The 22893-nt window shown below is 63.0% G+C and carries 28 protein-coding genes; 11 read left to right on the top strand and 17 right to left on the bottom strand.

The annotated features are described in order from the left end of the window. The first annotated feature begins 83 nt into the window (after positions 1 to 83). On the top strand, positions 84 to 242 hold the full coding sequence (locus EJ066_RS04785) for a DUF3309 family protein (RefSeq protein WP_126035396.1): 159 nt from the start codon (positions 84 to 86) through the stop codon (positions 240 to 242). Positions 243 to 347: 105 nt separating this feature from the next. On the opposite strand, the gene EJ066_RS04780 is transcribed toward EJ066_RS04785, so the two are convergent. Next, entirely contained in the window at positions 348 to 1307 is a 960-nt protein-coding gene (locus tag EJ066_RS04780; protein ID WP_126035394.1) for an SDR family oxidoreductase, read from the bottom strand. Positions 1308 to 1401: 94 nt separating this feature from the next. On the opposite strand from EJ066_RS04780, the gene EJ066_RS04775 reads away from it, so the two are divergent. Further along, entirely contained in the window at positions 1402 to 2313 is a 912-nt protein-coding gene (locus EJ066_RS04775) for a LysR family transcriptional regulator (RefSeq protein WP_126035392.1), read from the top strand. On the opposite strand, the gene EJ066_RS04770 is transcribed toward EJ066_RS04775, so the two are convergent. The 3 genes from EJ066_RS04770 to EJ066_RS04760 form a co-directional block, all read right to left on the bottom strand. After that, on the bottom strand, positions 2271 to 3467 hold the full coding sequence (locus EJ066_RS04770; protein ID WP_126035390.1) for an MFS transporter: 1197 nt from the start codon (positions 3465 to 3467) through the stop codon (positions 2271 to 2273). The two genes, EJ066_RS04775 and EJ066_RS04770, sit on opposite strands and share 43 nt — an antisense overlap. A 227-nt stretch (positions 3468 to 3694) precedes the next feature. Beyond that, positions 3695 to 4003 (bottom strand): DUF1244 domain-containing protein, encoded by a 309-nt coding sequence (locus EJ066_RS04765; RefSeq protein ID WP_126035388.1) that lies wholly within the window; start codon positions 4001 to 4003, stop codon positions 3695 to 3697. Positions 4004 to 4029: 26 nt separating this feature from the next. Continuing rightward, on the bottom strand, positions 4030 to 4827 hold the full coding sequence (locus EJ066_RS04760; protein ID WP_126035386.1) for an N-formylglutamate amidohydrolase: 798 nt from the start codon (positions 4825 to 4827) through the stop codon (positions 4030 to 4032). A gap of 287 nt (positions 4828 to 5114) precedes the next feature. On the opposite strand from EJ066_RS04760, the gene EJ066_RS04755 reads away from it, so the two are divergent. Then, positions 5115 to 5561, top strand: a complete 447-nt coding sequence (locus EJ066_RS04755) for a DUF1036 domain-containing protein (RefSeq protein WP_245455182.1) — start codon at positions 5115 to 5117, stop codon at positions 5559 to 5561. Continuing rightward, positions 5558 to 6994, top strand: a complete 1437-nt coding sequence (gene pyk / locus EJ066_RS04750) for a pyruvate kinase (RefSeq protein ID WP_126035382.1) — start codon at positions 5558 to 5560, stop codon at positions 6992 to 6994. Before EJ066_RS04755 ends, pyk begins: the two co-directional genes overlap by 4 nt. Before the next feature lie 117 nt (positions 6995 to 7111). Here the strand turns inward: pyk and EJ066_RS31740 are convergent, their stop codons facing one another. The 11 genes from EJ066_RS31740 to EJ066_RS04695 form a co-directional block, all read right to left on the bottom strand. Next, positions 7112 to 7315 carry a hypothetical protein gene (locus tag EJ066_RS31740; RefSeq protein ID WP_126035380.1) on the bottom strand — a complete coding sequence of 68 codons (204 nt, stop codon included), beginning with the start codon at positions 7313 to 7315 and terminating at the stop codon, positions 7112 to 7114. 191 nt (positions 7316 to 7506) lie between these two features. Beyond that, positions 7507 to 8091 carry a hypothetical protein gene (locus EJ066_RS04740; protein WP_126035378.1) on the bottom strand — a complete coding sequence of 195 codons (585 nt, stop codon included), beginning with the start codon at positions 8089 to 8091 and terminating at the stop codon, positions 7507 to 7509. A 113-nt stretch (positions 8092 to 8204) separates the two neighbouring features. Further along, complete coding sequence (gene ykgO / locus EJ066_RS04735) at positions 8205 to 8330, bottom strand: type B 50S ribosomal protein L36 (RefSeq protein WP_006203764.1); 126 nt, start codon at positions 8328 to 8330, stop codon at positions 8205 to 8207. Positions 8331 to 8458: 128 nt separating this feature from the next. Next, positions 8459 to 9541, bottom strand: a complete 1083-nt coding sequence (locus EJ066_RS04730; RefSeq protein WP_126035376.1) for a 5-(carboxyamino)imidazole ribonucleotide synthase — start codon at positions 9539 to 9541, stop codon at positions 8459 to 8461. Continuing rightward, entirely contained in the window at positions 9538 to 10035 is a 498-nt protein-coding gene (gene purE, locus EJ066_RS04725; protein ID WP_126035374.1) for a 5-(carboxyamino)imidazole ribonucleotide mutase, read from the bottom strand. Before purE ends, EJ066_RS04730 begins: the two co-directional genes overlap by 4 nt. Before the next feature lie 103 nt (positions 10036 to 10138). Further along, positions 10139 to 11344 carry an aminotransferase class V-fold PLP-dependent enzyme gene (locus tag EJ066_RS04720; protein ID WP_126035372.1) on the bottom strand — a complete coding sequence of 402 codons (1206 nt, stop codon included), beginning with the start codon at positions 11342 to 11344 and terminating at the stop codon, positions 10139 to 10141. 24 nt (positions 11345 to 11368) lie between these two features. Further along, positions 11369 to 11830: a RidA family protein gene (locus tag EJ066_RS04715; RefSeq protein WP_126035370.1), complete on the bottom strand. Its 462-nt coding sequence runs from the start codon at positions 11828 to 11830 to the stop codon at positions 11369 to 11371. 36 nt (positions 11831 to 11866) lie between these two features. Continuing rightward, complete coding sequence (locus EJ066_RS04710) at positions 11867 to 12655, bottom strand: amino acid ABC transporter ATP-binding protein (protein WP_126035368.1); 789 nt, start codon at positions 12653 to 12655, stop codon at positions 11867 to 11869. A gap of 4 nt (positions 12656 to 12659) precedes the next feature. Beyond that, positions 12660 to 13310, bottom strand: coding sequence for an amino acid ABC transporter permease (locus tag EJ066_RS04705; protein WP_126035366.1), 651 nt, complete (start codon positions 13308 to 13310; stop codon positions 12660 to 12662). 1 nt (position 13311) lies between these two features. Continuing rightward, positions 13312 to 13977: an amino acid ABC transporter permease gene (locus EJ066_RS04700; protein ID WP_126035364.1), complete on the bottom strand. Its 666-nt coding sequence runs from the start codon at positions 13975 to 13977 to the stop codon at positions 13312 to 13314. Between the two features lie 79 nt (positions 13978 to 14056). After that, entirely contained in the window at positions 14057 to 14896 is an 840-nt protein-coding gene (locus EJ066_RS04695; RefSeq protein ID WP_210211063.1) for a transporter substrate-binding domain-containing protein, read from the bottom strand. A 165-nt stretch (positions 14897 to 15061) separates the two neighbouring features. On the opposite strand from EJ066_RS04695, the gene EJ066_RS04690 reads away from it, so the two are divergent. After that, the gene (locus EJ066_RS04690) at positions 15062 to 15865 is read left to right on the top strand and encodes an IclR family transcriptional regulator (protein ID WP_126035359.1); all 804 of its coding nucleotides are present in this window, start codon (positions 15062 to 15064) and stop codon (positions 15863 to 15865) included. A 33-nt stretch (positions 15866 to 15898) separates the two neighbouring features. Here the strand turns inward: EJ066_RS04690 and EJ066_RS04685 are convergent, their stop codons facing one another. Further along, positions 15899 to 16102: a YdcH family protein gene (locus tag EJ066_RS04685; RefSeq protein WP_077380473.1), complete on the bottom strand. Its 204-nt coding sequence runs from the start codon at positions 16100 to 16102 to the stop codon at positions 15899 to 15901. A 241-nt stretch (positions 16103 to 16343) separates the two neighbouring features. Here EJ066_RS04685 and EJ066_RS04680 point away from each other — a divergent pair, with 241 nt between their 5' ends. The 5 genes from EJ066_RS04680 to EJ066_RS04660 all read left to right on the top strand — a co-directional run bounded on the left by EJ066_RS04680 (position 16344) and on the right by EJ066_RS04660 (position 21061). Continuing rightward, entirely contained in the window at positions 16344 to 16523 is a 180-nt protein-coding gene (locus EJ066_RS04680; protein ID WP_095487303.1) for a YdcH family protein, read from the top strand. Positions 16524 to 16937: 414 nt separating this feature from the next. Further along, a complete protein-coding gene (ispG, locus tag EJ066_RS04675) occupies positions 16938 to 18191 on the top strand; it encodes a flavodoxin-dependent (E)-4-hydroxy-3-methylbut-2-enyl-diphosphate synthase (RefSeq protein ID WP_126035357.1) in 1254 nt (417 codons plus the stop codon). Positions 18192 to 18195: 4 nt separating this feature from the next. Then, positions 18196 to 19050 carry a lytic transglycosylase domain-containing protein gene (locus tag EJ066_RS04670; RefSeq protein WP_126035354.1) on the top strand — a complete coding sequence of 285 codons (855 nt, stop codon included), beginning with the start codon at positions 18196 to 18198 and terminating at the stop codon, positions 19048 to 19050. 91 nt (positions 19051 to 19141) lie between these two features. Next, positions 19142 to 19879 carry a class I SAM-dependent methyltransferase gene (locus EJ066_RS04665; RefSeq protein ID WP_126035352.1) on the top strand — a complete coding sequence of 246 codons (738 nt, stop codon included), beginning with the start codon at positions 19142 to 19144 and terminating at the stop codon, positions 19877 to 19879. A 273-nt stretch (positions 19880 to 20152) separates the two neighbouring features. After that, positions 20153 to 21061: a LysR family transcriptional regulator gene (locus EJ066_RS04660; RefSeq protein ID WP_126035350.1), complete on the top strand. Its 909-nt coding sequence runs from the start codon at positions 20153 to 20155 to the stop codon at positions 21059 to 21061. 9 nt (positions 21062 to 21070) lie between these two features. Here EJ066_RS04660 and EJ066_RS04655 read toward each other — a convergent pair whose 3' ends face one another. Beyond that, the gene (locus EJ066_RS04655) at positions 21071 to 21988 is read right to left on the bottom strand and encodes a polyprenyl synthetase family protein (protein WP_126035348.1); all 918 of its coding nucleotides are present in this window, start codon (positions 21986 to 21988) and stop codon (positions 21071 to 21073) included. A gap of 78 nt (positions 21989 to 22066) precedes the next feature. On the opposite strand from EJ066_RS04655, the gene EJ066_RS04650 reads away from it, so the two are divergent. Further along, positions 22067 to 22837 (top strand): transglycosylase domain-containing protein, encoded by a 771-nt coding sequence (locus tag EJ066_RS04650; protein WP_126035346.1) that lies wholly within the window; start codon positions 22067 to 22069, stop codon positions 22835 to 22837. Positions 22838 to 22893 lie beyond the last annotated feature (56 nt).

Below are 22893 nucleotides of genomic sequence, written 5' to 3'. Positions count from 1 at the left end.
GCGCAAAGAAAAGGCCGCCGGGAACAACCTGGCGGCCTTTTGCATTATTTTGTCATGCAACACCTCAAAGCGAGGGGTTTCTCATGACGCTCAGTACCATTCTCGTCATCATTTTAATCCTCATTCTGATCGGCGCGGTGCCGGCATGGCCGCATTCGCGTTCCTGGGGTTATGGCCCCTCCGGCATCGTCGGCGTCATCCTGATAATACTGCTGGTGTTGCTGCTGATGGGCAGGATTTGACCCGGCATTTGGTGCGCACGGCAAAGCATGACGCCGCGCGTCGCAAAGGACGCGCGGCGTTATGTGTTTTTGGTCTGCGCATGCTCCTTTCCGGCCGCTTGCTGTTCAGGCCGCTTTCGAAACGCCTTTCATCGTGGCTGCGCCGATATCATCGAGCGCTTCCGCCACCGCCTTGTCCAGCGGCGTATGCGGTATCGTGCCGATGATGCCTTCCAACCTTGCCGAGGCCAGCCGGTGGGGCTCGAAGCGCAGATAAGACATCGAGACGATCTCGCGCCACATCGCCACGAACGGGCTGCCGGCGCGCAGCACCCACCACGGCATCGACGTCAGTTTCAGCGTACGCCCGAGCGCTTTCTCCGCAGCCGCCTTGATCTGCAGATCGGTGACAGCGTGGCCGGGAAGGTTCAGCGCCTCGTAGGAACCGAGCTTGTCGAGGTTTTGCGCCAGTCCGACGAAGGCCTTGGCCAGGTCAGGCATGTAGGTCCATTCATGTACGAGTTCGACCGGCCCGGGGGCGGTATAGATACCCTTGCTGATCTTGGCGGCGACGACGAGGTCAAACCACGATCCGCTGCCGGTGCCGCCGAAGAAATCGCCGGCGCGCAGCAGAATGGTGCGCACGCGACCGGCATCGGCCTCGCGGCGAAAGAGGTCTTCCATAGCGACGCGGATGCGGCCCTTTTCCGTCGTCGGATGAAAGGGTGTCTCTTCAGTGATCACCTCGGGCGTCGGCGAACCGTAATTGTAGATGGTTCCTGGGAAGAGATGCAGCGCGCCGTTCGCCCGGCAGGCGGCCATGACGTTTTCGGCCATCGGCAGGCACTTGCTCCAGTCGGTGTAGAGCGGGCTGAGGCCATTGAAGATGATGTCGACACCTTCCGTGGCGTGGATCAGCGCTTCGCGATCGAGCGCGTCGCCGGCGATGGCCGTGGCGCCTGTGAGCTCCGCCGGTATCTTGCCGCTGCGGGTGACGGCGCGGACGTCGTAGCCGGCGTCGACGAAGGCCTTGGCCACCACACGGCCGAGCCGGCCATTGGCACCCAGAATTGCAATCTTGGTCATTTTTCGTCTCCGTGTTTGCGATTCTTCCCGAATATGGTCTTCTCGAAAACGAATGGAAATTGACTGAACTTGGCGATTTGATATTCATTTTTGAATGGATATCGACTGGAACCTGATCAAGAGCTTCGTCACCGTGGCGGAAACCGGCAGCCTGTCCGCTGCCGCGCGCAAACTGGCCGCAAGCCAGCCGACGCTCGGCCGTCATATCGCCGAGCTGGAGCAGGCGCTCGGTGTCACGCTGTTCCGGCGCGGGCGGCGCGGCTATGCGCTGACCGAAGCCGGCAGCACGCTCTATGAGCGCGGTCGGGCGGTGAGCGAGCAGGCGAGCGCTTTTTCGCTATTGGCGTTGGGATCGGTCGAGGCGATCGGGGGCATGGTGCGCATTGCTGCCAGCGAGGTGGTGGCGGCCTATGTCCTGCCCGAGATGATGGCGCGGCTGGGCGTCGAGGAACCCGGCATCGAGGTCGAGATCGTCGCGTCGAACCAGGTCGAGAACCTTTTGCGCCGCGATGCCGATATCGCCATCCGCATGGTCAAGCCGGCGCAGAACGAATTGGTGGCGCGCAAGGTGAGCGACATTCCGCTCCGCGCCTGCGCGGCAAGGTCCTATCTCGACCGGCGTGGCCGTCCGCGCGAGCCCGGCGATCTTGCCGCCCACGACCTGATCGGCTTCGATCGCAGCGATGAGATCATTCGCGGCTTTGCCCAGTTCGGTGTCCCGCTGACCCGCAACGCCTTCCGCTTCAGGACCGACAACCAGATCGTGCTGTGGGAGGCGGTGCGGGCGGGAAACGGCATCGGCTTTGGCCAGGAGCCGCTGGCCGACCGCGATCCGCTGGTGGAGACAGTGCTGCCGGGCCTCGCGCTGCCGACGCTGCCGGTATGGCTGGCCATGCACCGCGACGTGCGCACCAGCGTGCGCATCCGCCGTGTCGCGGACTTTCTCTACGAGGAGCTGAAGCGCTATTCGGCTGGTGCGGCGTCGGGGGCGAATTCGGCGCGATGAGCGAGCCCGGCCATCAACAGGACGATGACCAGCAGCGCCGACAAAGCGACGAAGATCGGGCCGAAGCTCGAGTGCTCGGCGATGAAGCCGATTGCCGACGGCGCCACCAGAATACCGGAATAGCCCATTGTGGTGACGACGCTCATGCCGGTGCCGGACGACATGCCTTCCTGGTTACCGCCGGCGGAAAACAGGATCGGCACCATGTTGGCGATACCGAAGCCGCAAAAGGCAAAAGCCGCGATGGCGATGAAGGGCGAGGGCGCCAGTCCCGCCACCAGCATGCCGGCGGCGGCGACAAGGGCCGAGACGCGCAGCGTCGTCACCGCGCCGAAGCGGTTGCGGACCCCGTCGCCAAGGAAGCGCATGACGGCCATGACGCCGGAAAAGGCGGCGTAGGCAAGGCCCGCTATGGCAAGGTCGGCGCCGAGTTCCTGCCGCAGATACAGCGCCGCCCAGTCGAGCACCGCGCCTTCGGAGATCATCGTCAGCAGTGCCATCAGCCCGACCAGATAGACCAGCGGATTTCCCGGCAGTGCGAATTTGCGCTGCCCGGCGCTCCCTGTTGATCCTTGGAGCGGCTTGTCTTCGGCGATCAGGTAGCGGAATGCCACTGCGATCACTGCGAAAGCGAGGGCCGTCACTACCACCGCATGGGCGAGATGACCGTAGTTCTGGATGGCAAAGCCGCCGAGAGCGCCGCCGGCGAAACCGCCAAGGCTCCAGAAGCCGTGCGAGGACGACATAATGGCGCGGGACAACCGCCGTTCCACCGTGACCGCATTGGCATTCATGGCGACATCCATGCCGCCGATCGAGCCGCCGAAGATGAACATGGCGATCGCCGCCAGCGGCACGTTGGGGGCCAGCGCCACGACCAGCAGGCCGAAGCTGCCGACGAGACCGAACCAGCGCAATACGGTGCGTGACCCATGCCTGGAGATCAGGTGGCCGCACCAGGTCATCGCCGTGACCGCGCCGGCGCCGAACAGCAGGATCAGCAGGCCGAGCGTGAACTTCGAGATGTCGAGCCGGGTCAGGAACACCGGGATCTGCGGCGCCCAGGCACCGGTAAGGAAGCCATTGGCGAGGAAGATGGCCGCCACGGCCCATCGTCCACGGATGGCGGCCTGCATGACGTTTTGCGCGTGCATCGTATAGAATCCGGTCTGAAATGGCCTCGCGCGGCAAATTAGATCGATTCAATCGTCAGTCAAGCGCTCTCGGCCGAAAGTGCTTGGGCCAAGCGAGCCACCTGGGACCGATCGATGAAATCCAATCGAATGGATTTAACCATGATCTTATCCGAACCGCAGGTCAGCGTAGCAAAAACCGGATTTCCACTTTTCGCATTCGCGGCCCTTCGGTCCGGGATCAGGCCCTAATGATCCCTGGGGCGTTTTGCCTCGAATTCCGCCTTCTTGGCGTCGGAGGCCTCGGTCTGGTTGAGCGCCTGCCATTCGGCATAGGGCATGCCGTAGATGATTTCGCGCGACTGGTCCTTGCTGAGATCGACGCCCTCGGCCTCCGCGGCATCGCGATACCAGTTGGACAGGCAATTGCGGCAGAAGCCGGCAAGGTTCATCAGGTCGATGTTCTGCACGTCCGTGCGCTCGCGCAGATGCGCGACCAGCCGGCGGAAGGCGGCGGCTTCGAAATCGCGTTTCTGCTCGTCGCTGAGATCAGTCATTGCTTCCTGGCCTCCTTGGGCCTTCGTCATAGCGGCCCGGTGCGCGAGCCGAACAGCTTCACCGCATGTATATCGGGACGGCGGTTGACCGCGTCAACGATCGGCGCCAGCCGTTCGGCCCATGCGACCGCATTCTTCCGATCGGCGATCAGGTCCTGGCGGATTTCGATCAGCGCATGGGCAAAGCCGTTGACGATGGCATGCCTGAACATGGTGTCGCCGCGCAATGCGCCATCATAAGGCTCGTTATCACCAACGACGAGGCCTTTGTCGGCGGCCAGCATGTCGATCAACGGCCGCGCCACCCGGTCGTCGCGATCCCACAGGATACCGACATGCCACGGGCGCACGAGCCCCTGCATCACCGGCGTGAAGGAATGTACCGAGAAGATGAAGGGTGCGCTTGCGGAGGTCTGCGCCACCGAGGCGATCATGGCGCCGACCGCGTCGTGATAGGGCCGGTAGAAGCGGTCGAGCCGCCTTTCGCGCTCTTCCGCTGATATAGGGTAGTTTCCCGGCACGACCGTGCCGTCATAGAGTTGGCGGATCAGCGTCGGATCGTCCTCGCCGCGATTGGGGTCGATCAGAAGTCGCGAAAAATTGGCGAACACCGCCGGCACGCCGAGCAAAGCGGCCAGTTCGCGTGTCACCGTCTCGACTCCGATGTCGTAGGCGATATGGCGGTCGAATTCCGCCGCCGGCAGGCCGAGGCTGCCATAGTCCTCCGGCAGGTCGCGGCGGGCGTGATCGGCCAGGAGCACGATGCCTCGCTTGCGGTCGCCTTCAACGATGTCGAAAGGCGCGAAAACTGTGGATCGGGTCATTGGTGGGAAATGGTCTGTTCGCTGGCTTCCGGGGAGGATGGTATCGTCATTCCACGAAGAGGACGCTTGCGCAATGCCGTTGTTTGGCCACGGTTTCTGCCGAAATCTGGCACAGGGCGGCAGACCGTGCGCCAGGGCCTTCCTAAATCGATTGGAATTGGGCAAATGGGCGCGTTGACATGCGCCCGGACTTTTCCGAAAAGGGGCGTTGAGAGATGCAAATGTGGTTCTTGAGGGGTTTCAGGATGGGTTCCGCCGGCAGGCCGCGCGTGCGCTATGCCTTCGCCATGCCGCTCCTGAGCCTTGCTGTGGGCCTCGCCGCGATGGTTGCTGCCTCGCCCGCGCGCGCCGATTTCCGTGTCTGCAACGCCACGCAGAACCTGGTCGGCGTCGGCATCGGCTATCGCGCCAAGGCCGGCTGGATCACCGAAGGCTGGTGGCACATCGAAGGATCGAGCTGCAAGACGTTGATCGAAGGGCCGCTGTCATCAAGGTTTTACTATCTCTATGCAGAAGACGCGGAGCGCGGCGGGCGCTGGGATGGCCCGATCAACATGTGCGTGGCCGAAAAAGAGTTCAAGATCGCCGGCGTTGCCGATTGCGTCGCCCGGGGCTTCCAGCGCGCCGGATTCCAGGAATATGACACGGGCGAGCAGGCAAGCTGGATGGTCCAGCTGACCGACGACCCCGCAACGGGGGGCGCTCCAGCCGCCCCGGGAACAAACAGTCAATGAGACGCAGCCGCAAGGTCAAGATACTCGCCACCATCGGTCCGGCCTCCTCCTCCGAGGACATGTTGAAGAAGCTCTTCGAAGCCGGCGCCGACGTGTTTCGCATCAATATGAGCCACACCGATCATGAATTGATGCGCACGCTTGTCGCTCGCATCCGCGCGGTCGAGAAAGCGGTCGGCCGGCCGATCGGCATTCTCGCCGACCTGCAGGGCCCCAAGCTGCGGGTCGGCAAATTCGCCAGCGGCAAGGAGGCTCTGACACTCGGCCAGACGTTCACGCTCGACGACAATCCCGAGCCTGGCAATTCGACCAGGGTTTATCTGCCCCATCCCGAAATCCTGAGATCGGTCGAGGTTGGACACCGCCTTCTGATCGACGACGGCAAGCTCGAGCTAAAGGCGGTGAAAAGCGACGGCAAGGCGATCGTCTGCACCGTCGTCGCCGGCACCACCATCTCCGACAGGAAAGGCGTCAGCCTGCCCGACACCGACCTGCCGGTCGGCGCGCTGACCGAAAAGGACCGCAGGGACCTCGATGCGGTGCTTGCCACCGGCGTCGACTGGGTGGCGCTGTCGTTCGTGCAGCGGCCGGAGGATCTGGCGGAAGCGCGCAAGATCGCGCGTGGCCGGGCGCTCATCATGGCCAAGATCGAAAAGCCGCAAGCCGTTGCCCGGCTGGCCGAGATCATCGAACTTTCGGACGCACTGATGGTCGCCCGCGGCGATCTCGGCGTCGAAATGCCGCTCGAAGCCGTGCCCGGCATCCAGAAGCAGATCACCCGCGCCGCGCGCCGCGCCGGCAAGCCGGTGGTGATCGCCACGCAGATGCTGGAATCGATGATCGCAGCACCCGTGCCGACCCGCGCCGAGGTGTCGGACGTCTCGATCGCCGTGTTCGAAGGCGCCGACGCCATCATGCTCTCGGCGGAGTCCGCGGCCGGCGCCTACCCGGTCGAGGCGGTGGCGATGATGGACCGTATCGCCACCAAGGTCGAAACCGACCCGACCTATGCCGGCATCATCAATGCGCAGCGCTCGCAGCCGGAAGCGACCGGCGCCGACGCCATCTCGCTGGCCGCCCGCGAAATCGCCGAGACGCTGAAACTGTCGGCGATCATCAGCTATACGGCGTCCGGCACGACCGGCCTGCGCGCTGCGCGCGAGCGGCCGCAGGTGCCGATCGTCGCGCTGTCGCCGATTGTCAACACGGCGCGGCGGCTGTCGCTTTTGTGGGGCACGCATTGCGTCGTCTCGCCCGATGCAATCGACCTCGACGACATGGTCGACCGCGCCTGCCGCATTGCTTTGGACGAGGGATTCGGCAAGCCGGGCGACCGGGTCATCATCACGGCCGGCGTGCCGCTGAGGACGCCGGGCTCCACCAACATGCTGCGCATCGCCTATGTCGGATCGGAGATGCAGGCCAGCCGCTAAAGCGCGTCGCGTTTGAACTGATTCATGCGACACGCTTTTAGGCCGCCCACAGGCGAATTCACCAAGCTGAAGCCTCGCCTCGATGCGGAGCGCAGCAACCTGTTGCCTGCAACCGGATCAAGAAGGTGAGGCGACGGCGAGTACGATCGAGATTATCAGCAAGAGCGGCCCCATCCATTTGAAATGGCTGGGAAGGCGTGCCAACCAGGCCTGTTGTCCGGCTTGGGATTGGTTTGGCATCTGGAGGAACCCGTAGCCGACGCCCGACATCCATAGACCGGCGCAAAACATTATGAACTCGTCGATGTAAGCTGCAATCATGATTGCCCAACCACTCTAACCCTATACAGAAACCACACATCGCGCTCACCGACAAGCAGCGCCGAGATAGGCAAAAGCGACGAAATTGCTCTTTTCACTGACTGGAAAGGTGGTTATGGCCAGCGCGAGATCGACGGCAATGTTGAAATTGCCGTGGGAACGTCGCAGCCTGGGGCACTGACCCTCCGGTATCAAATCCCTTCGCCGGCGAGCTCTTCCGAAAGCGCGCCGACCTGATCCTGGGCGCTGCGCAACATCGGATAGATGCCGAGCACGCGCTGCCATGCTTCCAGCGCCGACTCCTTGTGGCCGGTTACGGTCATGATCTGCGCCAGGCCGGAAAGCGCGCCGAAATGGCGAGGTTCGAGCTGCAGCGTGCGGTCGATGTCCGACATCGATTTTCCAAAGTTCTTCATCATGAAATGCGCGGTGGCGCGCCGGTTCCATCCTTCCGCAAACGCCGGTTGCAAGGTCACCACCTGATCGAGGAAATCGAGCGCTACGTCGAACTTCTGGTCTTCGATCGCCTTTTGCGACCATTGCAACATCAGGTCGATCGAGGCGCTGCCGGATTGCGCCCACTCGTTCGAGATGCGCGCGGCGATGCGCTCGGCGGCTTTTTCGTTGCGCTCGCGCTTCAGGTCGGCGAACAACTGGTCGAGCCTTGCCTCTCTGGTCGTGGCGACCGGAGGTGCGACCGGGTCGTCCGCTTGAGCCGGAAGCGAGGCGGAACCGAAAAGAAAAAGCGCCGCGAGGAATGCAAAAAGAATCCGCATAGCCGGAATCTAGCTCCGGACAGCGGATCGTCAAACTGAATTTAGCGTGAGAAGGCCGGCATGACGGCAATAAACATCATGTGGACGGAGACAAACAGCCTCCGGCCTAAAACTCAGCCCTGGCGCGCCTTGTAGCGCGGAGCGGTCTTGTTGATGATGTAGATACGGCCCTTGCGGCGAACCAGTTGGTTGTCGCGGTGACGCGCCTTCAGCGCCTTGAGCGAATTCTTGATCTTCATGGTCTTGCCCGTCGGTCTGGGCCCGGTCCCGGGCCGAATTATTAAGGCGCGCCCGGAAAGCGCGCCTTTCAACTTGTGCGTGGCTCATAAACGAGGAGCCTTGCCCGTGTCAACCGCAAGCATGCTTCCTAGATGAGCCGATGACGGCTCATTCGCGTAAAATGGCCCATCTTGCGGCCGGGCCGGGCCTCGGCCTTGCCGTAAAGATGCAGCATCAGATCAGGCTCGGCGAGCAGGGCTGGGACGCGCAGGATGTCGTCGCCGATCAGGTTTTCCATGACGCAGTCGAAATGGCGGCCGGGATTTCCCAGCGGCAGGCCGGCGACGGCGCGAATGTGCTGCTCGAATTGCGAGACGATGCAGGCGGCTTCCGTCCAGTGGCCGGAATTGTGAACGCGCGGGGCGATCTCATTGGCCAGCAGCGAGCCGTCGGCCAGGACAAAGAACTCGATGCCGATGACGCCGACATAGTCGAGCGCCGCAAGTATTTCTGCCGCTGCCGCCTGCGCCGAAACCGCTGTTTCGGATGTTATTCCAGCTGGCAGGGTCGAACTGTGCAGGATGCCGTCGCGGTGGACGTTTTCTGCCGGATCGTAGGCGGCGAGCGAACCGTCTATGCCGCGCGCCGCGATCACCGAAATCTCGCGTTCGAAGTCGACAAAGGATTCGAGGATCAACGGCACGTTGCCCATCGACTCGCAGGTGCCGGCAAAGCCGCCGGTTTCCATGTTGCGGAAGACACGCTGGCCCTTGCCGTCATAGCCCATGCGCCTGGTCTTCAATATGCCGCTGCCACCAAACTTTCTCAGCGCCGCCGTCAGTTCGTCGTCATTGTCGACGGGGCAGAAATCCGCGGTGGGGACGCCGATGCCGTTGAGGAATTTCTTCTCCGCCACCCGGTCCTGCGCCACTTCCAGCGCGCGCGCCGGCGGATGGACCGGGACCGTGACGGCAAGCGCGCTGGCGGCTGCCACCGGCACGTTCTCGAACTCGTAGGTGACGACGGCGCTGACTGCCGCCAGTTCGGCGAGCGCGGCCGTATCGTCGTAGGCAGCGGCGATCTGCCGATTGGCGACTTGTGCCGCTGGGCAGTCCGGCTGCGGTTCCAGCACTACCGTGCGGTAACCGAGGCGGGCCGCGGCCATGGCCAGCATGCGGCCGAGTTGGCCGCCGCCGATGATGCCGATGGTCGAGCCGGCGGGCAGGCTCATGGCGTGTCCGTGGGCTCGGCGGCGACCTTGGCGGTTTGGGCGGCGCGCCAGGCATCGAGCCGGGCAGCGAGCTTTTCGTCAGTCAGCGCCAGCACGGCCGCAGCCAGAAGGGCGGCGTTGGTGGCGCCTGCCTTGCCGATGGCCAGCGTGCCGACCGGAATGCCGGCCGGCATCTGAACGATGGAGAGCAACGAATCCTGTCCGGAAAGTGCCTTCGATTCCACCGGCACGCCGAAAACGGGGAGCGGGGTCATCGCCGCCGTCATGCCGGGCAGGTGCGCCGCACCGCCGGCGCCGGCGATGATCACCCGAAAACCAGCCGCCTTGGCGCCCTTGGCGAAGTCATAGAGCCTGTCGGGAGTGCGATGGGCCGAGACGATCAGCCGCCTGTGTGGGATGCCCAGCGCCTCCAGCGTTTCGGCGGCGTGGCGCATCGTCGCCCAGTCGGACTGGCTGCCCATGATGATGGCGACGTCGGCGCGTTGATCGTCCAAGCTTCTGCTCCCCGGCGACAAAGGCGCGCATTAGCGGAATTCGGCAGCGACGGCAAGGATGCGGTGCCTCTGCGCAGCATTCGGGCAGCTGTGCCCTCGCTGCCTAATCCGGCCAGCGCAAGGCGCCGGCGGACTCCTTGCGAGCCGCCTTCATCGCATCCGCAGGACGCTCCTTCGCGGTCAGCACGGCGCGAAGCTGCTCGGCGACGATTGCCGCCTCACCCGGATGAAGATTGCACGGGTCGAGGAAGAAGTGGCCACGCTCGACCTCGTGATTGCGCACGATGATGGGAGGCGAGCCCGCCGCCAGCGCCGAGGCAAGGCCGGCAGCGGTGAATCTGCTCTCAGGCGTAACAAACACCTGCAAGCGGTCGAGCGGATTGGCGGTCGGATCGGGGATGACATGCGCGGCGATGCCGGGCAGGCCTTGCAATGCGTCTTTCCACAGATGCAAAGCCGCTTCCTCCCGCTTGCGGATGCCGGCATGGTCGCGCCGCTCCCAGGCCTCGAGCGCGGCCATGGTGCCGGCGATGCTTTCCTTGCCGACCTTCATCGCCCGCGCGACGCCGCGATTCTGGAGATAGGCGGCCCGCACCAGATCTTTGCGCCCCGTCACGATGCCGCTGGTCGGCCCACTGAGGAATTTGTGGCCGCTATAGACGACGATGTCGGCGCCGCGCGCGAGAAAGCCGCGCAGGTCGTATTCGGAGGCGGCGTCGACGATCACCGGGACGCCCCTGGCGTGGCAGATCTCGCAGAACTCCTCGAGCGAGAGCATGCCGTATTGCACCGTGTGATGCGCAACAACATAGAGGCCGGCCGCCGTGCGGTCGCGGATTGCGTCGCGGACGTGATAGTCCTGCGTCACGCTGACCGTGCCGGCCGGTACGGTCCTGGCCCCCGCCAGCCGGATCGACTGGTCGATCGGCGCGCCGTAGTTGACGATATGGCCGAGCTGGACGATGACCTCCGACTTGAGGCCCTCGGTGTCGTCCGGCAGCCGCTCGATCGCGAGAAGGTTGGTGCCGGTCATCGCGCCGGCAATCGCCATGGTGATGCCGCTGGCGCAGCAAGCCGTGATGAAACCGGCCTCGCCGCCGGTGAGGCGCGCGACGATCGCGCTTGCGGCGCGTTGCAGATCGTCCATCTCCACCCATTGCGAAGCGATCTCCGACATCGCGGCGATCGCTTCCGGGACGATGATCGAGGCGCCGAGCGCCGTCATCGTGCCGGAAACGTTGATGATCTGGCGAAGGCCGAGCCGTTCGCGAATTGTGGTGTTGGAGCCGTTTGCGGAATAGGTTTTCATCGCTGCATATCCATGGGTGAAAATTCAGGCGGCGATCTCGACGACCGCCTCGATTTCGACTGTGATGTTCCCAGGCAAGGAGCCGACACCGATCGCCGAACGGGCGTGGCCGCCGATCCTATCAAAGACAGCGGCGAAAAGATCGGAGCAGCCGTTGACCACTTTCGGGTGGTCGCTGAACGTCGGAATCGCATTGACGAAGCCAAGCAGCTTGACGACGCGCACGATGCGGCCGAGGTCGCCTGCCGCGGCATGCATGACGGCGAGCAGGTTCAAACCGGTGAGGCGGGCATGCTCATAGGCTTCCTCCACCGTAATGTCCTCGCCCACCTTGCCGGTGCAAAGCGTGCCATCGGCGCGCAACGGTCCCTGTCCGGAAAGGAAGATCAGCCGTCCGCTCTCGGCATGGGTGACGAAATTGGCGATGGGCGTCGGCGGCTCGGGCAGCGTCAGGCCCAATTCGGCGAGCCGGATGTAAGGCGTCATGAAAAAGCTCCTTGCGACAGCTTTCGCCGTCTGATGTCAGAAATGCGAGGCGCGAAACCGCGCCAGGAAGCTGCGAAGACGCTCGTTGTCGATCTCCGCGCCCAGAATCTCGGCAGGCGGCCCTGCGGCGCTGACGCCGCCATCCGCCATGAAGACGATTCGGCTCGAAGCGTCGCGCGCAAAGGCCATCTCATGCGTGACCATCACCATCGTCATGCCGTCTTCAGCCAGGCTGCGCACGACCTCGAGCACCTCGCCGACGAGTTCTGGATCGAGCGCCGACGTTATTTCGTCGAGAAGCAGGATTTTCGGCTCCATCGCCACCGCGCGGGCGATACCGACGCGCTGCTGCTGACCGCCGGAAAGCTCGGCCGGCAGGCTGTCCGCCTTATGGGCGAGGCCGACCCGGCCGAGCCAGTGCTCGGCAATCTGGCGAGCCTCGGCGCTGCTCTTGCCGCGCACCTTGCGCAGGCCAAGCATGATGTTGCCGGCCGCTGTCAGATGCGGGAACAGGTTGAAACTCTGGAACACCATTCCGGTCTCTGCCCGCATCGCAGCCAGGTCGCGCTCGCTGCGACGCTGGCGTGTTCCGGTCTCGCGGAAGCCGACCTCCTTGCCGTCGATGCGGATGGAGCCGCTGTCGTAGCTCTCCAGGAAGTTGACGCAGCGCAGCAGCGTGGTCTTGCCGCTGCCGGAAGGTCCAATGACCGTCACCACCTCGCCGCGCTCTACCTGCAAGCTGACGGAACGCAAGACCTCGACGGATCCAAAGGATTTGGAGACGTTGGAGACATCGAGAAGTACCGGATTGGCATGTGTGGACATCTTGCTATTCCCGGATGAAGGAGAAGCGCCGCTCCAGCCGCCGGCTGGCGAGCGAAAGGGCGTAATTGACGGTGAAGTAGATGACCGCGCCAAGGATGTAGAGCGGCATCGCCTCGTAGGTGCGGCCGATGACCTGGTTGATGGCATGCATCAGGTCAGTGATGCCGAGCAGCGAGACCAGCGCGCTGCCCTTTACCGCATCGGTGACGCCATTGATCCATGGCGGCAGGAAGCGCCTGAATGCTTGCGGGAAGACGACGTAGGCCAGTCGCTGGCGAAAGGTCAGCCCGATCGCCATCGCCGCTTCGGACTGCCCCTTCGGTATGGAACCGACCGCGCCCCTGAGGTATTCGACGACCTGCGCGGTCTTGAACAAAGTGAGCGCCAGCACGGCTGCCCAGAAGGATTCCAGATGGATGCCGACAGCAGGCAGGCCGTAGTAGACGAAGAAGATGAGCACCAGGATCGGGATGCCGCGTATGGTGTCGCTGAAAATGCGCACCACCCAGCGCAGCGGAGCCGGGCCATAGACAAGGCCGACGCCCATCAATACGCCGGCGATGAGCGACAGCACCACGACCAGCAGCGACACCCACAGGGTCACGGCAAAACCCTGGGCCAGGAAGGGCAAGGCGTAGAGGATCTGGCCGAGCATCCTAGTGCGCCACCTTGAACCAGCGCTCGACAAGCCGAAGCGCATAGAGAAGGGCGTAGCCCGTGAAGAGGTACATCGCCGTCACCACAAGGTAGACCTCCACGATCCGGAACGTGTTGAAGTTGATCCATTGGGCGCCATAGGTGAGCTCGGGCACCGAAATGACCGAGGCGACGGACGTGTCCTTGAAGAGCGATATGAACGTGTTGGAAAGCGCGGGCAGCGTTATCCGCAGCATTGTTGGCAGGCGCACATGGAGCAGACGCTGCCAGGGCGTCAGGCCGATCGCCTTGCCGGCGTCGATCTGGCCGCGCGGAACGGCCTCGAGCCCCGAACGAAACACCTCGACGAGATAAGCGCCGCTATAGAGGGACAGTGTGGCAACGAACGAGGTCTGCGCCGAGTAGGCGATGTCGACCACCGTCGGCAGGCCATAGAAGACCAGATAGACGAGCAGGATCAGGGGCACGTTGCGGATGAACTCGACATAGGCGGCGATGATGGCCCGCACCACGCGCCCGGCCGAAACGTACCAGACCGCTAGAACGAGCCCGATGACGATGCCGATGGCGATCGAGATCACGGCGAGTTCGAGACTGAGCAGCAGGCCACCCCACAGCTTGTCGAAATGCCGCCAGATCAGGTTGAAGTTGAGAGTATAGCCCATGCGTCCGCCTCAGTGCCAGGGGGCCATCGAGGAGAAAAGAGGCGGAAGGGCGATGAATGCTGCCCTTCCGCCAGCTATATCAGATGACCGGAAAACCGGGATGGCGCGCCGGCGGCTCCAACCCGAAATAGTCCTTGAACGCCGCGTCGTAGAGCGCCGTTTCATGACCGAACATTGCAGTCGCGAAGCTTGTGTTGACGAAGGCCAGCCAGTCAGGATCGCCTTGTCGCAGCGCCGCACCGTAAAGCATCGAGAACCAGCTCTTGCCGGCATCGAAATATTTGTCCGGATTGCGCGAGGCGAGCCAGCGCACCGTCGACAGATCGACCGCGGCGGCGTCGACCCGCTTGGACTCCAGCGCCTGCAGCACGTTGGCCTGGGTGTCGATCTGCATCACCTGCGACTCCGGCAGGACAATATGCACATTTGCCTCGGCATCGACATTCTGCAGGATGGAAATACGCGTTGCCGAGCCGCCGGCTAGCAGCTTGTCGAAGGTCTTGTTTTCGGCGGTCGGAAGGGTCAGCAGAGCGACGCCTTCGACGTAATACGGCCTGGAGAAGTTGATCAGCTGCGAGCGCTGGGCGGTCATGGTCATGAACTGGATGGTGATGTCGACCTTGTTGGTGGTCACGTTCGGAATGCGCTGCGCCGGATCCTGCATGACGAATTCGACCAAGGTCGGATCGTCGAAAAGTCCCTTGGCAAGAATTCGCCCCATCGTGATGTCCATGCCGACGAGTTCGCCGGCATCGTTCTCGAAGTGCCAGGGCGCGTTGGTGCTGCCGGTGCCGACGATCAGCTTGCCGCGATCGAGAACAGTGCGCAGCAGACTGTCCGCCGCCGCCTGCGCCGCCGCCTTCTGGACATCGACCGTTGCTGCCGCGCCCACCACTCCGGCCGTTGCAAGCCCGGCCATTCCCAGTTTTAGAAATTCACGTCTCTTGGATGTGTCGTTCACGGCGACCTCCTTTTCGCGTTGTGTTCCCCTTTGCCGATACGTGTGCCAGGGATTTCCCAGATTGTCTCTTACAAAAGACACATGTATCCTGTACAAGACAGATACTAACATCGGGAATCGACAATGCAAGATGGCAATGCGTTGGCAGTCCGGACCGACGCCGGCCCGGACGAAGACAAGACTTCGGGCTCTCGCGAGAAGGGTCTCAATCGTGTGCTCCAGATCCTGGAGTTTCTTCACGCGACCCAGCGTGCGATCGGGATCGGCGATCTCGCCAAGGGCGTGAATGCGCCCCGCTCGACGACCTACACGCTCGTGCGCTCGCTCGTCGATGCGGGCCTGCTGGAAATGGCCGGCGACGGCAATCGCGTCTATTTCGGCAAGAAGCTTTATCTCTACGGAATGGACTATGTGCGCGGCAACGACCTGCTCAGGAGAGGGCGTCAGGAAGTCGACAATCTGTCGCGCGAGACAGGCGAAACCTCTGAATTGTGCATGCTGCAAAGCGGCCGCTACACAATTGTCCATTCAAGTCCGGGCACCAGGCCGTTCCGGATCAGCTCGGCCACAGGTCTGCAGATCCCGCTTCCCTGGACCGCTTCCGGGCGGCTGCTTCTCGCCGGTTTCGAAAGGAGGCTGATCGAGGACATGGTGTCTGAAGACGATCTCGTCCTGCCGGATGGCCGCAGATTGCTGCTCGACGACTTCATAGCCGATATCGCCTTGGCCGGGACCGCCGGCTATTGTGTGACCTCGGGCCTTGTTGACGCCTATACGAAATGCCTTGCTGCGCCGGTCTTTTCGGCACCGGGCAAGGTCGAGGCGACGATGTGCCTAGTGGTTCCCATCGACACCTCAGAGGAGAAGACCGCCGACCTCATCGCCCTGCTGCGCGAACGCGCCGCAAGGCTTTCGATCACGGGATGAGCCGTTTTTGCCGAGACGGCAAGCGGGATTTGCTCACGCGATGATGTCGGGAATGATCCGGTCTTCCAGCGCCATCAGCCGGTCTTTCAGGAAAAGCTTCTTCTTCTTCATGCGCTGGATCTGCAGAGGGTCGCAGTTCATGGCGATCATCGCGTTGATGGCCGCGTCGAAATCGGCGTGCTCCTGCTTCAGCCGAGAATATTCAAGGCGGATATCAGCCTGTTCCTGTTCGGACATTATCTACCGTCTGCACGTCTGCGGCGCCCAAAAATGGGCCTGATTGGGCGGCGCCGGCATTTTTTTTGCGGCCGGCGCGCAGCCCTTACCACATTTCACATTGTCGTGGAATGCTACCATGCAGCATTCGACATCGATGCCCGATGGTGGCAGACTGTCATTGTGCCGTCACAGAAGCGAGCCTGCGGTGGACGCACCTTGACGGCTGCAATCGAGGAAACCATGAAAGGGAGAACCAATCATGTCTCTTGCATCCCATCTTGATGAGCTGCAGCGGAAACACGGCGACATCGAACGCGAAATCGATGATGCGATGAATCATCCATCCGTCGACGATCTCGAAATCGTGAATCTCAAGCGGCGCAAGCTGGCACTCAAGGACGAGATTGAAAAACTGAAGGCGAAACCGACCACGCACTGACGCTCTTCTACAGCGCCGCGCGTCCTTTGGGCGCGCAAAGGATGCTGTAGTGCTTCTGATTTGGCGCATGACCTTTTCCGAAAATCGATGCCGATTTTCGGGGTTATGCGCAGGATGGCGCCGCTTTCGGCGCGATCCTCTTTCCGGTAGCAACCATGCCGCCGGAAGGTTCGTTATTTTGCTCCATCGAGATGGACGGGATAGATGGTTTGCCGCCGTCTTCCTGTCATTGATTTGATAGGCTACCTGCCTGTCACCATTGACAAGCCATCTTTGCTCCTCCACCTCATGCCCGGACCTGCTACAGCGCCCTTTCGGACGCGCAAAAGACGCTGTAGCATTTTGATTTTGCGCATGATCCCTTGCGAAGGCCGATTCCGGCCTAGGCCTATGCGCTAACAAAAGGCAGCCGGCATGACCGGATATTTTTCCTCTCCCTTCCCGCGCCGCACGTCGGTCGGCGTCGATGTCGGCGGCGTGACGGTCGGCGGGGGTGCCCCTGTCGTCGTCCAGTCGATGACCAACACCGACACCGCCGATATCGACCAGACGGTCGCTCAAGTTGCGGCGCTGCATCGCGCCGGCTCCGAGATCGTGCGCATCACCGTCGACCGCGACGAGAGCGCTGCCGCCGTGCCCGCCATCCGGGAGCGGCTCGAACGGCTCGGCATCAACGTGCCGCTGGTCGGCGATTTCCACTATATCGGCCACAAGCTGCTCGCCGATCATCCAGCCTGCGCACAGGCGCTGGCCAAATATCGCATCAATCCCGGCAATGTCGGCTTCAAGGACAAGAAGGACCGGCAGTTCGCGGCGATCGTCGAGATGGCGGTCCGGTATGACAAACCGGTACGCATCGGCGTCAACTGGGGTTCGCTGGACCAGGAGCTTCTGACCCGGCTGATGGACGACAACCAGCGCCAAGGCTTTCCGCTGACCGCACAGGAAGTGACCCGCGAGGCGATCGTGCAATCGGCGATCCTTTCGGCTGAAATGGCGGAGGAGATCGGCCTTAACCGCGAGAAGATCATCCTGTCGGCCAAGGTCAGCGGCGTGCAGGACCTGATCGCGGTCTATACCGAGCTTGCCACCCGCTCCAACCACGCGCTGCATCTTGGTCTCACCGAGGCCGGCATGGGTTCGAAAGGCATCGTCGCCTCGTCCGCGGCGATGGGCATCCTGCTCCAGCAAGGCATTGGCGACACGATCCGCATCTCGTTGACACCGGAGCCGAATGGCGACCGCACCCGTGAGGTGCAAGTGTCGCAAGAACTCCTGCAGACCATGGGGTTCCGGCAATTCGTGCCGATCGTCGCCGCCTGCCCCGGCTGCGGCCGAACGACCTCGACGGTGTTCCAGGAACTCGCCCAGAACATCCAGGCGGATCTCAGGAAGAACATGCCGGTGTGGCGTGAAAAATATCCCGGCGTCGAGAACCTCAAGGTCGCGGTGATGGGCTGCATCGTCAATGGCCCGGGTGAATCCAAGCACGCCGATATCGGCATTTCGCTGCCCGGCACCGGCGAGATGCCGACGGCGCCGGTGTTCGTCGACGGCAAGAAGGCGGCGACGCTGCGCGGCCCTTCGATCGCCGCCGACTTCGAGAAGATGGTCGCCGACTATATCGAGCAGCGGTTTGGGCAACAAGGCAGGGCCGCAGCGGAGTAGATCAATGCGGCGCTTCCTCTGGGCGACGCTGGTTCTGTTTTGCGGGCTGGGCTGGACGACCACCATCCAGGCCGATCCGCCGCGCCCCGCCAAGCAGAGGCTGCTCGACCGGGTTTGCAACCTGATCGAGGCCCATGCAGATCAGAACGGCCTGCCCAAGGATTTTTTTGCCAGGCTGATCTGGAAGGAAAGCCGCTTCGATCCCAATGCGGTCAGTCCGGTCGGCGCCGAAGGCATAGCCCAGTTCATGCCGGGCACAGCCAAGATGCGCGGTCTCGCCAATTCCTTCGATATCGAGCAGGCCATCCCGGCCTCGGCAAAATATCTCGCCGAAATGAAAACCGGCTTCGGCAATCTCGGCCTGGCCGCCGCCGCCTACAATGCCGGCGAAAGCCGGGTGTCGCGCTGGCTGAGTTCCGGTGGCTTCCTGCCGATGGAGACCGAAAACTACGTTCTGGACATCATGGGAGAGCCGGCCGACAGGTTTACAGACGCCGCCTATGCCGGCATCATCCAGCCGCTCGACAAGAAAGCGAACTTCGCAGTCTCCTGCCGCAAGCTGCCAACGATCATGTCCAGAACCGTGGCCATGGCGTCGATCAACATCAAGCCGTGGGGCGTGCAGGTGGCCGGCAATTTCCGCCGCGCTGCCGCGATCAATCAATGGAACGGTGTAAAGCGCCGGTTCCCGGTCTTGCTTAACGGCCATGATCCGGTGGTCAGCCGGGTGCGCACGCCGATCGGCAGGCGTGGCATCTATGCGGTCCGGATCGGCGCCGACTCCAAAGCCAAGGCCGACAACATCTGCCAGAAACTGCAAAGCGTCGGCGGCGCATGCATTGTGGTGCGGAATCGGTGATGGGTGCCGACCGGTTTGCCGACAAATCATTGAAGCGCTGCTTCGATTCCACGAATTCGGCTGCTCCATGGCTCCAGCTATAGGCCCAACAATGACCGACCGTCTCTACAGCGATCCCAACCTCGTCCAGTTCTACGATATCGAGAACGAGGCCGGCGTGGACTTCGACTATTGCGTCGGCCTCGCCAAGGGTGCCGGCTCGGTTCTCGATCTCGGCTGCGGCACGGGCCAATTGGCCGCCGCGCTCGCCGGTCGGCGCAGCGTGACCGGCGTCGATCCGGCGCCGGCGATGCTCGATATCGCGCGCCGCAGAGCCGGTGGCGAGAGCGTCGACTGGGTCGAGGCGGATGCGTGCAGCGTCAGGCTTGGGCGGCGCTTCGACCTTGTGCTTTTGACCGGACATGCCTTCCAGGTGTTTCTGACGCCGGAAGATCGAGAGGCGGTGCTTGCCACGATCGCCGCGCATCTGGCTGCCAACGGACGTTTCATCTTCGACACGCGAAATCCAGCCACGGAGGAATGGCTCGAGTGGACGCCGGAACGGTCGCAACGGGAACTGAGTCATCCCGGATTGGGCACGGTAAGAGCATGGAACGATTTCCGACGCGATCCCGCCACGGGCGTCGTCACCTACTCGACCCATTATGAAATCCCCGACAGCGGGCGGGTCCTCAGCGCCGAATCGAAAATAGCCTTCCCGACAAAGGAAAGCGTCGCGCAGATGCTGGACGAGGCCGGGCTGGTCGTCGAAGAATGGCTCGGCAGTTGGCAGGGCGAGCCATATCTCGAGACATCGCCGGAAATCATTCCGATTGGCCGACTGCGCTAGCCCGGACGTTGCTTCGCCTCGAGCGGTTCCCCATCCTTTGATGTGATCGATTGATCGCGCGGACAAGCCGAAGGCACCACCGCCCAATTGCGGCGCTGCGCTGGCGGCGTGCCCACCGATGCAGCTCGTGAGCGTCTCGCAGGTCTGGCTGTTCGGAACGCATCGCACTCTCCTCGCCAGCATTTCGCATGCTGAGGAGGACTTCATATTATATATCGCCCTTGCCGATAATCGGTGATAATTTCCGTTCATCTGTGACGAATTGGAATAGATATGGACCGGCAAGAAGCGATGGGCGTGTTCCTGTCAGTTGTCGAGGAAGGCGACTTCTCGGCTGCTGCACGCCGGCTCCGGATGACCCCATCGGCCGTCAGCAAAATCATCGGTCGTCTTGAGTCCCGCCTTGGCGTGCGCTTGCTGCAACGCTCGACGCGGCGCATCGGCTTGACGGCGGAAGGCAGCACCTATGCCGATAGCGCTCGCCGTATCCTGAACGACATCAAAGAGGCTGAAATCGCGATTCAACCCGGCGCAGAACCACGCGGCCGGCTGCGCGTCAGTCTTCCGAGCGCCTTCGGCCATCGTTTGATCGTGCCGATGTTACCGGCTTTCATCGATCGCTACCCGGCCATCGAGCTCGAGCTGACGTTTACAGATGCGATTATCGACCTATTGGCCGAGGAAACGGACGTCGCCGTGCGCGTTGCCGCCCAGAGCGATTCCAGGCTGGTGATGCGGCGGCTGGCGCCCAATCACCGTGTGATTTGCGCGTCCGCACAGTATATCAAGAAAAACGGTACACCGATGACGCCGGGCGACCTTCAACATCATACATGTCTTGGCATTACATCACGCGGCGGCCTCAACATCTGGGAATTCGATGGCCCGAACGGTCCGCAAAGCATGCGTATCCGCAGCCCGATAGAGGCCAACAGCACGGAAGCCCTGCGCCGGCTGGCTCTTGCGGGTGTCGGCATCATCCGCATGTCGGAGATATTGGTCGGACCGGACATCAGGATAGGCAGACTGACCGCACTGCTCACCGGATACAATCATCACGACGGACCGCCAATATGCGCTGTCTATCCGCCCGGCCGAATTCTGTCGCCGCGTGTGCGGGTGTTCGTGGACTTCCTGGCCGAACAGTTCACCAACCCTCCTTGGCTGCTCAGCCCGCCTTAGAGAGCAGCGTCAGCTGCTGCGGGCCGCCACGAATTTCGCCGCTTCCTTCAGAAGTGCGGCGGCTTCGCCGTAGGGATCGAGCAGCGCGTGGGCCTGGCCGACGAGGCCTTGAAGCTGGTCCCGCGCCCAGTTCGCGCCGTGCAGCGCCACCAGCGTCGCCTTGCCGGCGGCTGCATCCTTGCCCGTCGCCTTCCCCATCTGATGCGCGTCCGCCGTCAGGTCGAGCAGGTCGTCGGCAAGTTGAAAGGCAAGCCCGATCGCCGAGCCGAACTCGGCCAGTCTTTCACGATCGGCCGCTGGCGCGCCGGCAAGGATTGCGCCCGCCTCGCAGGCGAAGCGGATCAGCGCGCCGGTCTTCATCGCCTGAAGCCGGATGATGCCGGCTTCGTCCGGCCTGATACGCTCGGCTTCGAGGTCGAGCGTCTGGCCGCCGACCATGCCGCCGGCTCCTGCGGCGCGGGCCAGCGCCAGCATCAGCGCCGCCCGTCGCTCGCCCGGCAGCATCGTCGCTTCGTCGGCTATGATGTCGAAGGCAAGCGCCAGCAAGGCGTCGCCGGCGAGGATGGCGGTCGCCTCGTCGAAGGCCTTGTGCACGGTCGGCTGGCCACGGCGCAAATCATCGTCGTCCATGGCCGGCAGATCGTCATGGATCAGCGAATAGCAATGCACGCATTCGAGCGCCGCCGCCACGCGCAGCGCCGCCTCGCCGTCGGCGGAAAAGAGTGCTGCGCTTTCCATGACCAGGAAGGGGCGCAGGCGCTTGCCGCCGTTCAGCACGCCATGGCGCATCGCCGCCATCAGGCGTTGCGGCCGCGCGATCTCGCCTGAAAGCGGGCGGTCGTCGAGGAGCCGCCTGAGCAACGCCTCGAGCGGACCTGCGCGCTGGACAAGCGCTGCCTCAAACGGCATTTGATCGTCTTTCATCATGCCCGGGACGGGTAGCCGACACTCAGACGTTGCGCAAGAAGCCAAGCGCCATTATGCCGGGGCAGGGAGCAGCATGGATTGGGCGGCTTGGCGGAACCGATCGTCGATCACGAAACCGAAGGGCTGGATATGGTGAGGCCGAAACGCGGCAACCGCATCGGTCTCAAACGCCGGCCCCCGCGCTGGATCCGGCGCGGCATCACCGTCGCCATCGTGCTGGCGCTGATACCGGCGGTGCTGACCTTCCTGTATCTGCCGCCATTCGTGCATCCGGTATCGACACTGATGCTGAAGGATCTGGCGACGTTTTCCGGCTACGACCGGCGCTGGGTTTCGATCGACGATGTGGCGCCGGCGCTGGCGCATTCGGTCATCATGTCGGAGGATGGGCAGTTCTGTTTCCACCGCGGCATCGATCTTGGCGAGTTGAGGGGCGTCGTCGACGACGCACTGGCCGGCGAGATGACGCGCGGCGCCTCGACCATCACCATGCAGACAGTGAAGAACCTCTATCTCTGGTCGCGGCCGCTGGGTTCGGTCCGGAAAGTCGTCGAGCTGCCGCTGGCGGTCTATTTCGACGCGATGATGTCGAAACGGCGCATCATGGAGATCTATCTCAACATTGCCGAATGGGGCCCGGGCATCTATGGCATCGAGGCCGCCGCCCAGCACCATTTCGGGGTTTCGGCAAAGCGGCTGTCGCGACGCCAGGCGGCGCTGCTTGCCGTCACCTTGCCGAACCCGATCGCCCGCAATCCGGCGAAGCCCGGGCCGGGGCTGAGACGTCTGGCCGCGCTGATCGAGCGGCGCGCAGGTCGGTCCGGCGCCTATGTCGGCTGTCTGCGGTAGCTTAAAAAAATTCGCGACGGCGCTGGCCAAAACGGCGCAGGGCGTGTATAGGCACC

The organism is Mesorhizobium sp. M9A.F.Ca.ET.002.03.1.2, from assembly GCF_003952365.1.
Taxonomy (GTDB): domain Bacteria; phylum Pseudomonadota; class Alphaproteobacteria; order Rhizobiales; family Rhizobiaceae; genus Mesorhizobium.
Note: the sequence above shows the minus strand (reverse complement) of the source record. Positions and strands in the feature narration are given on the sequence as shown.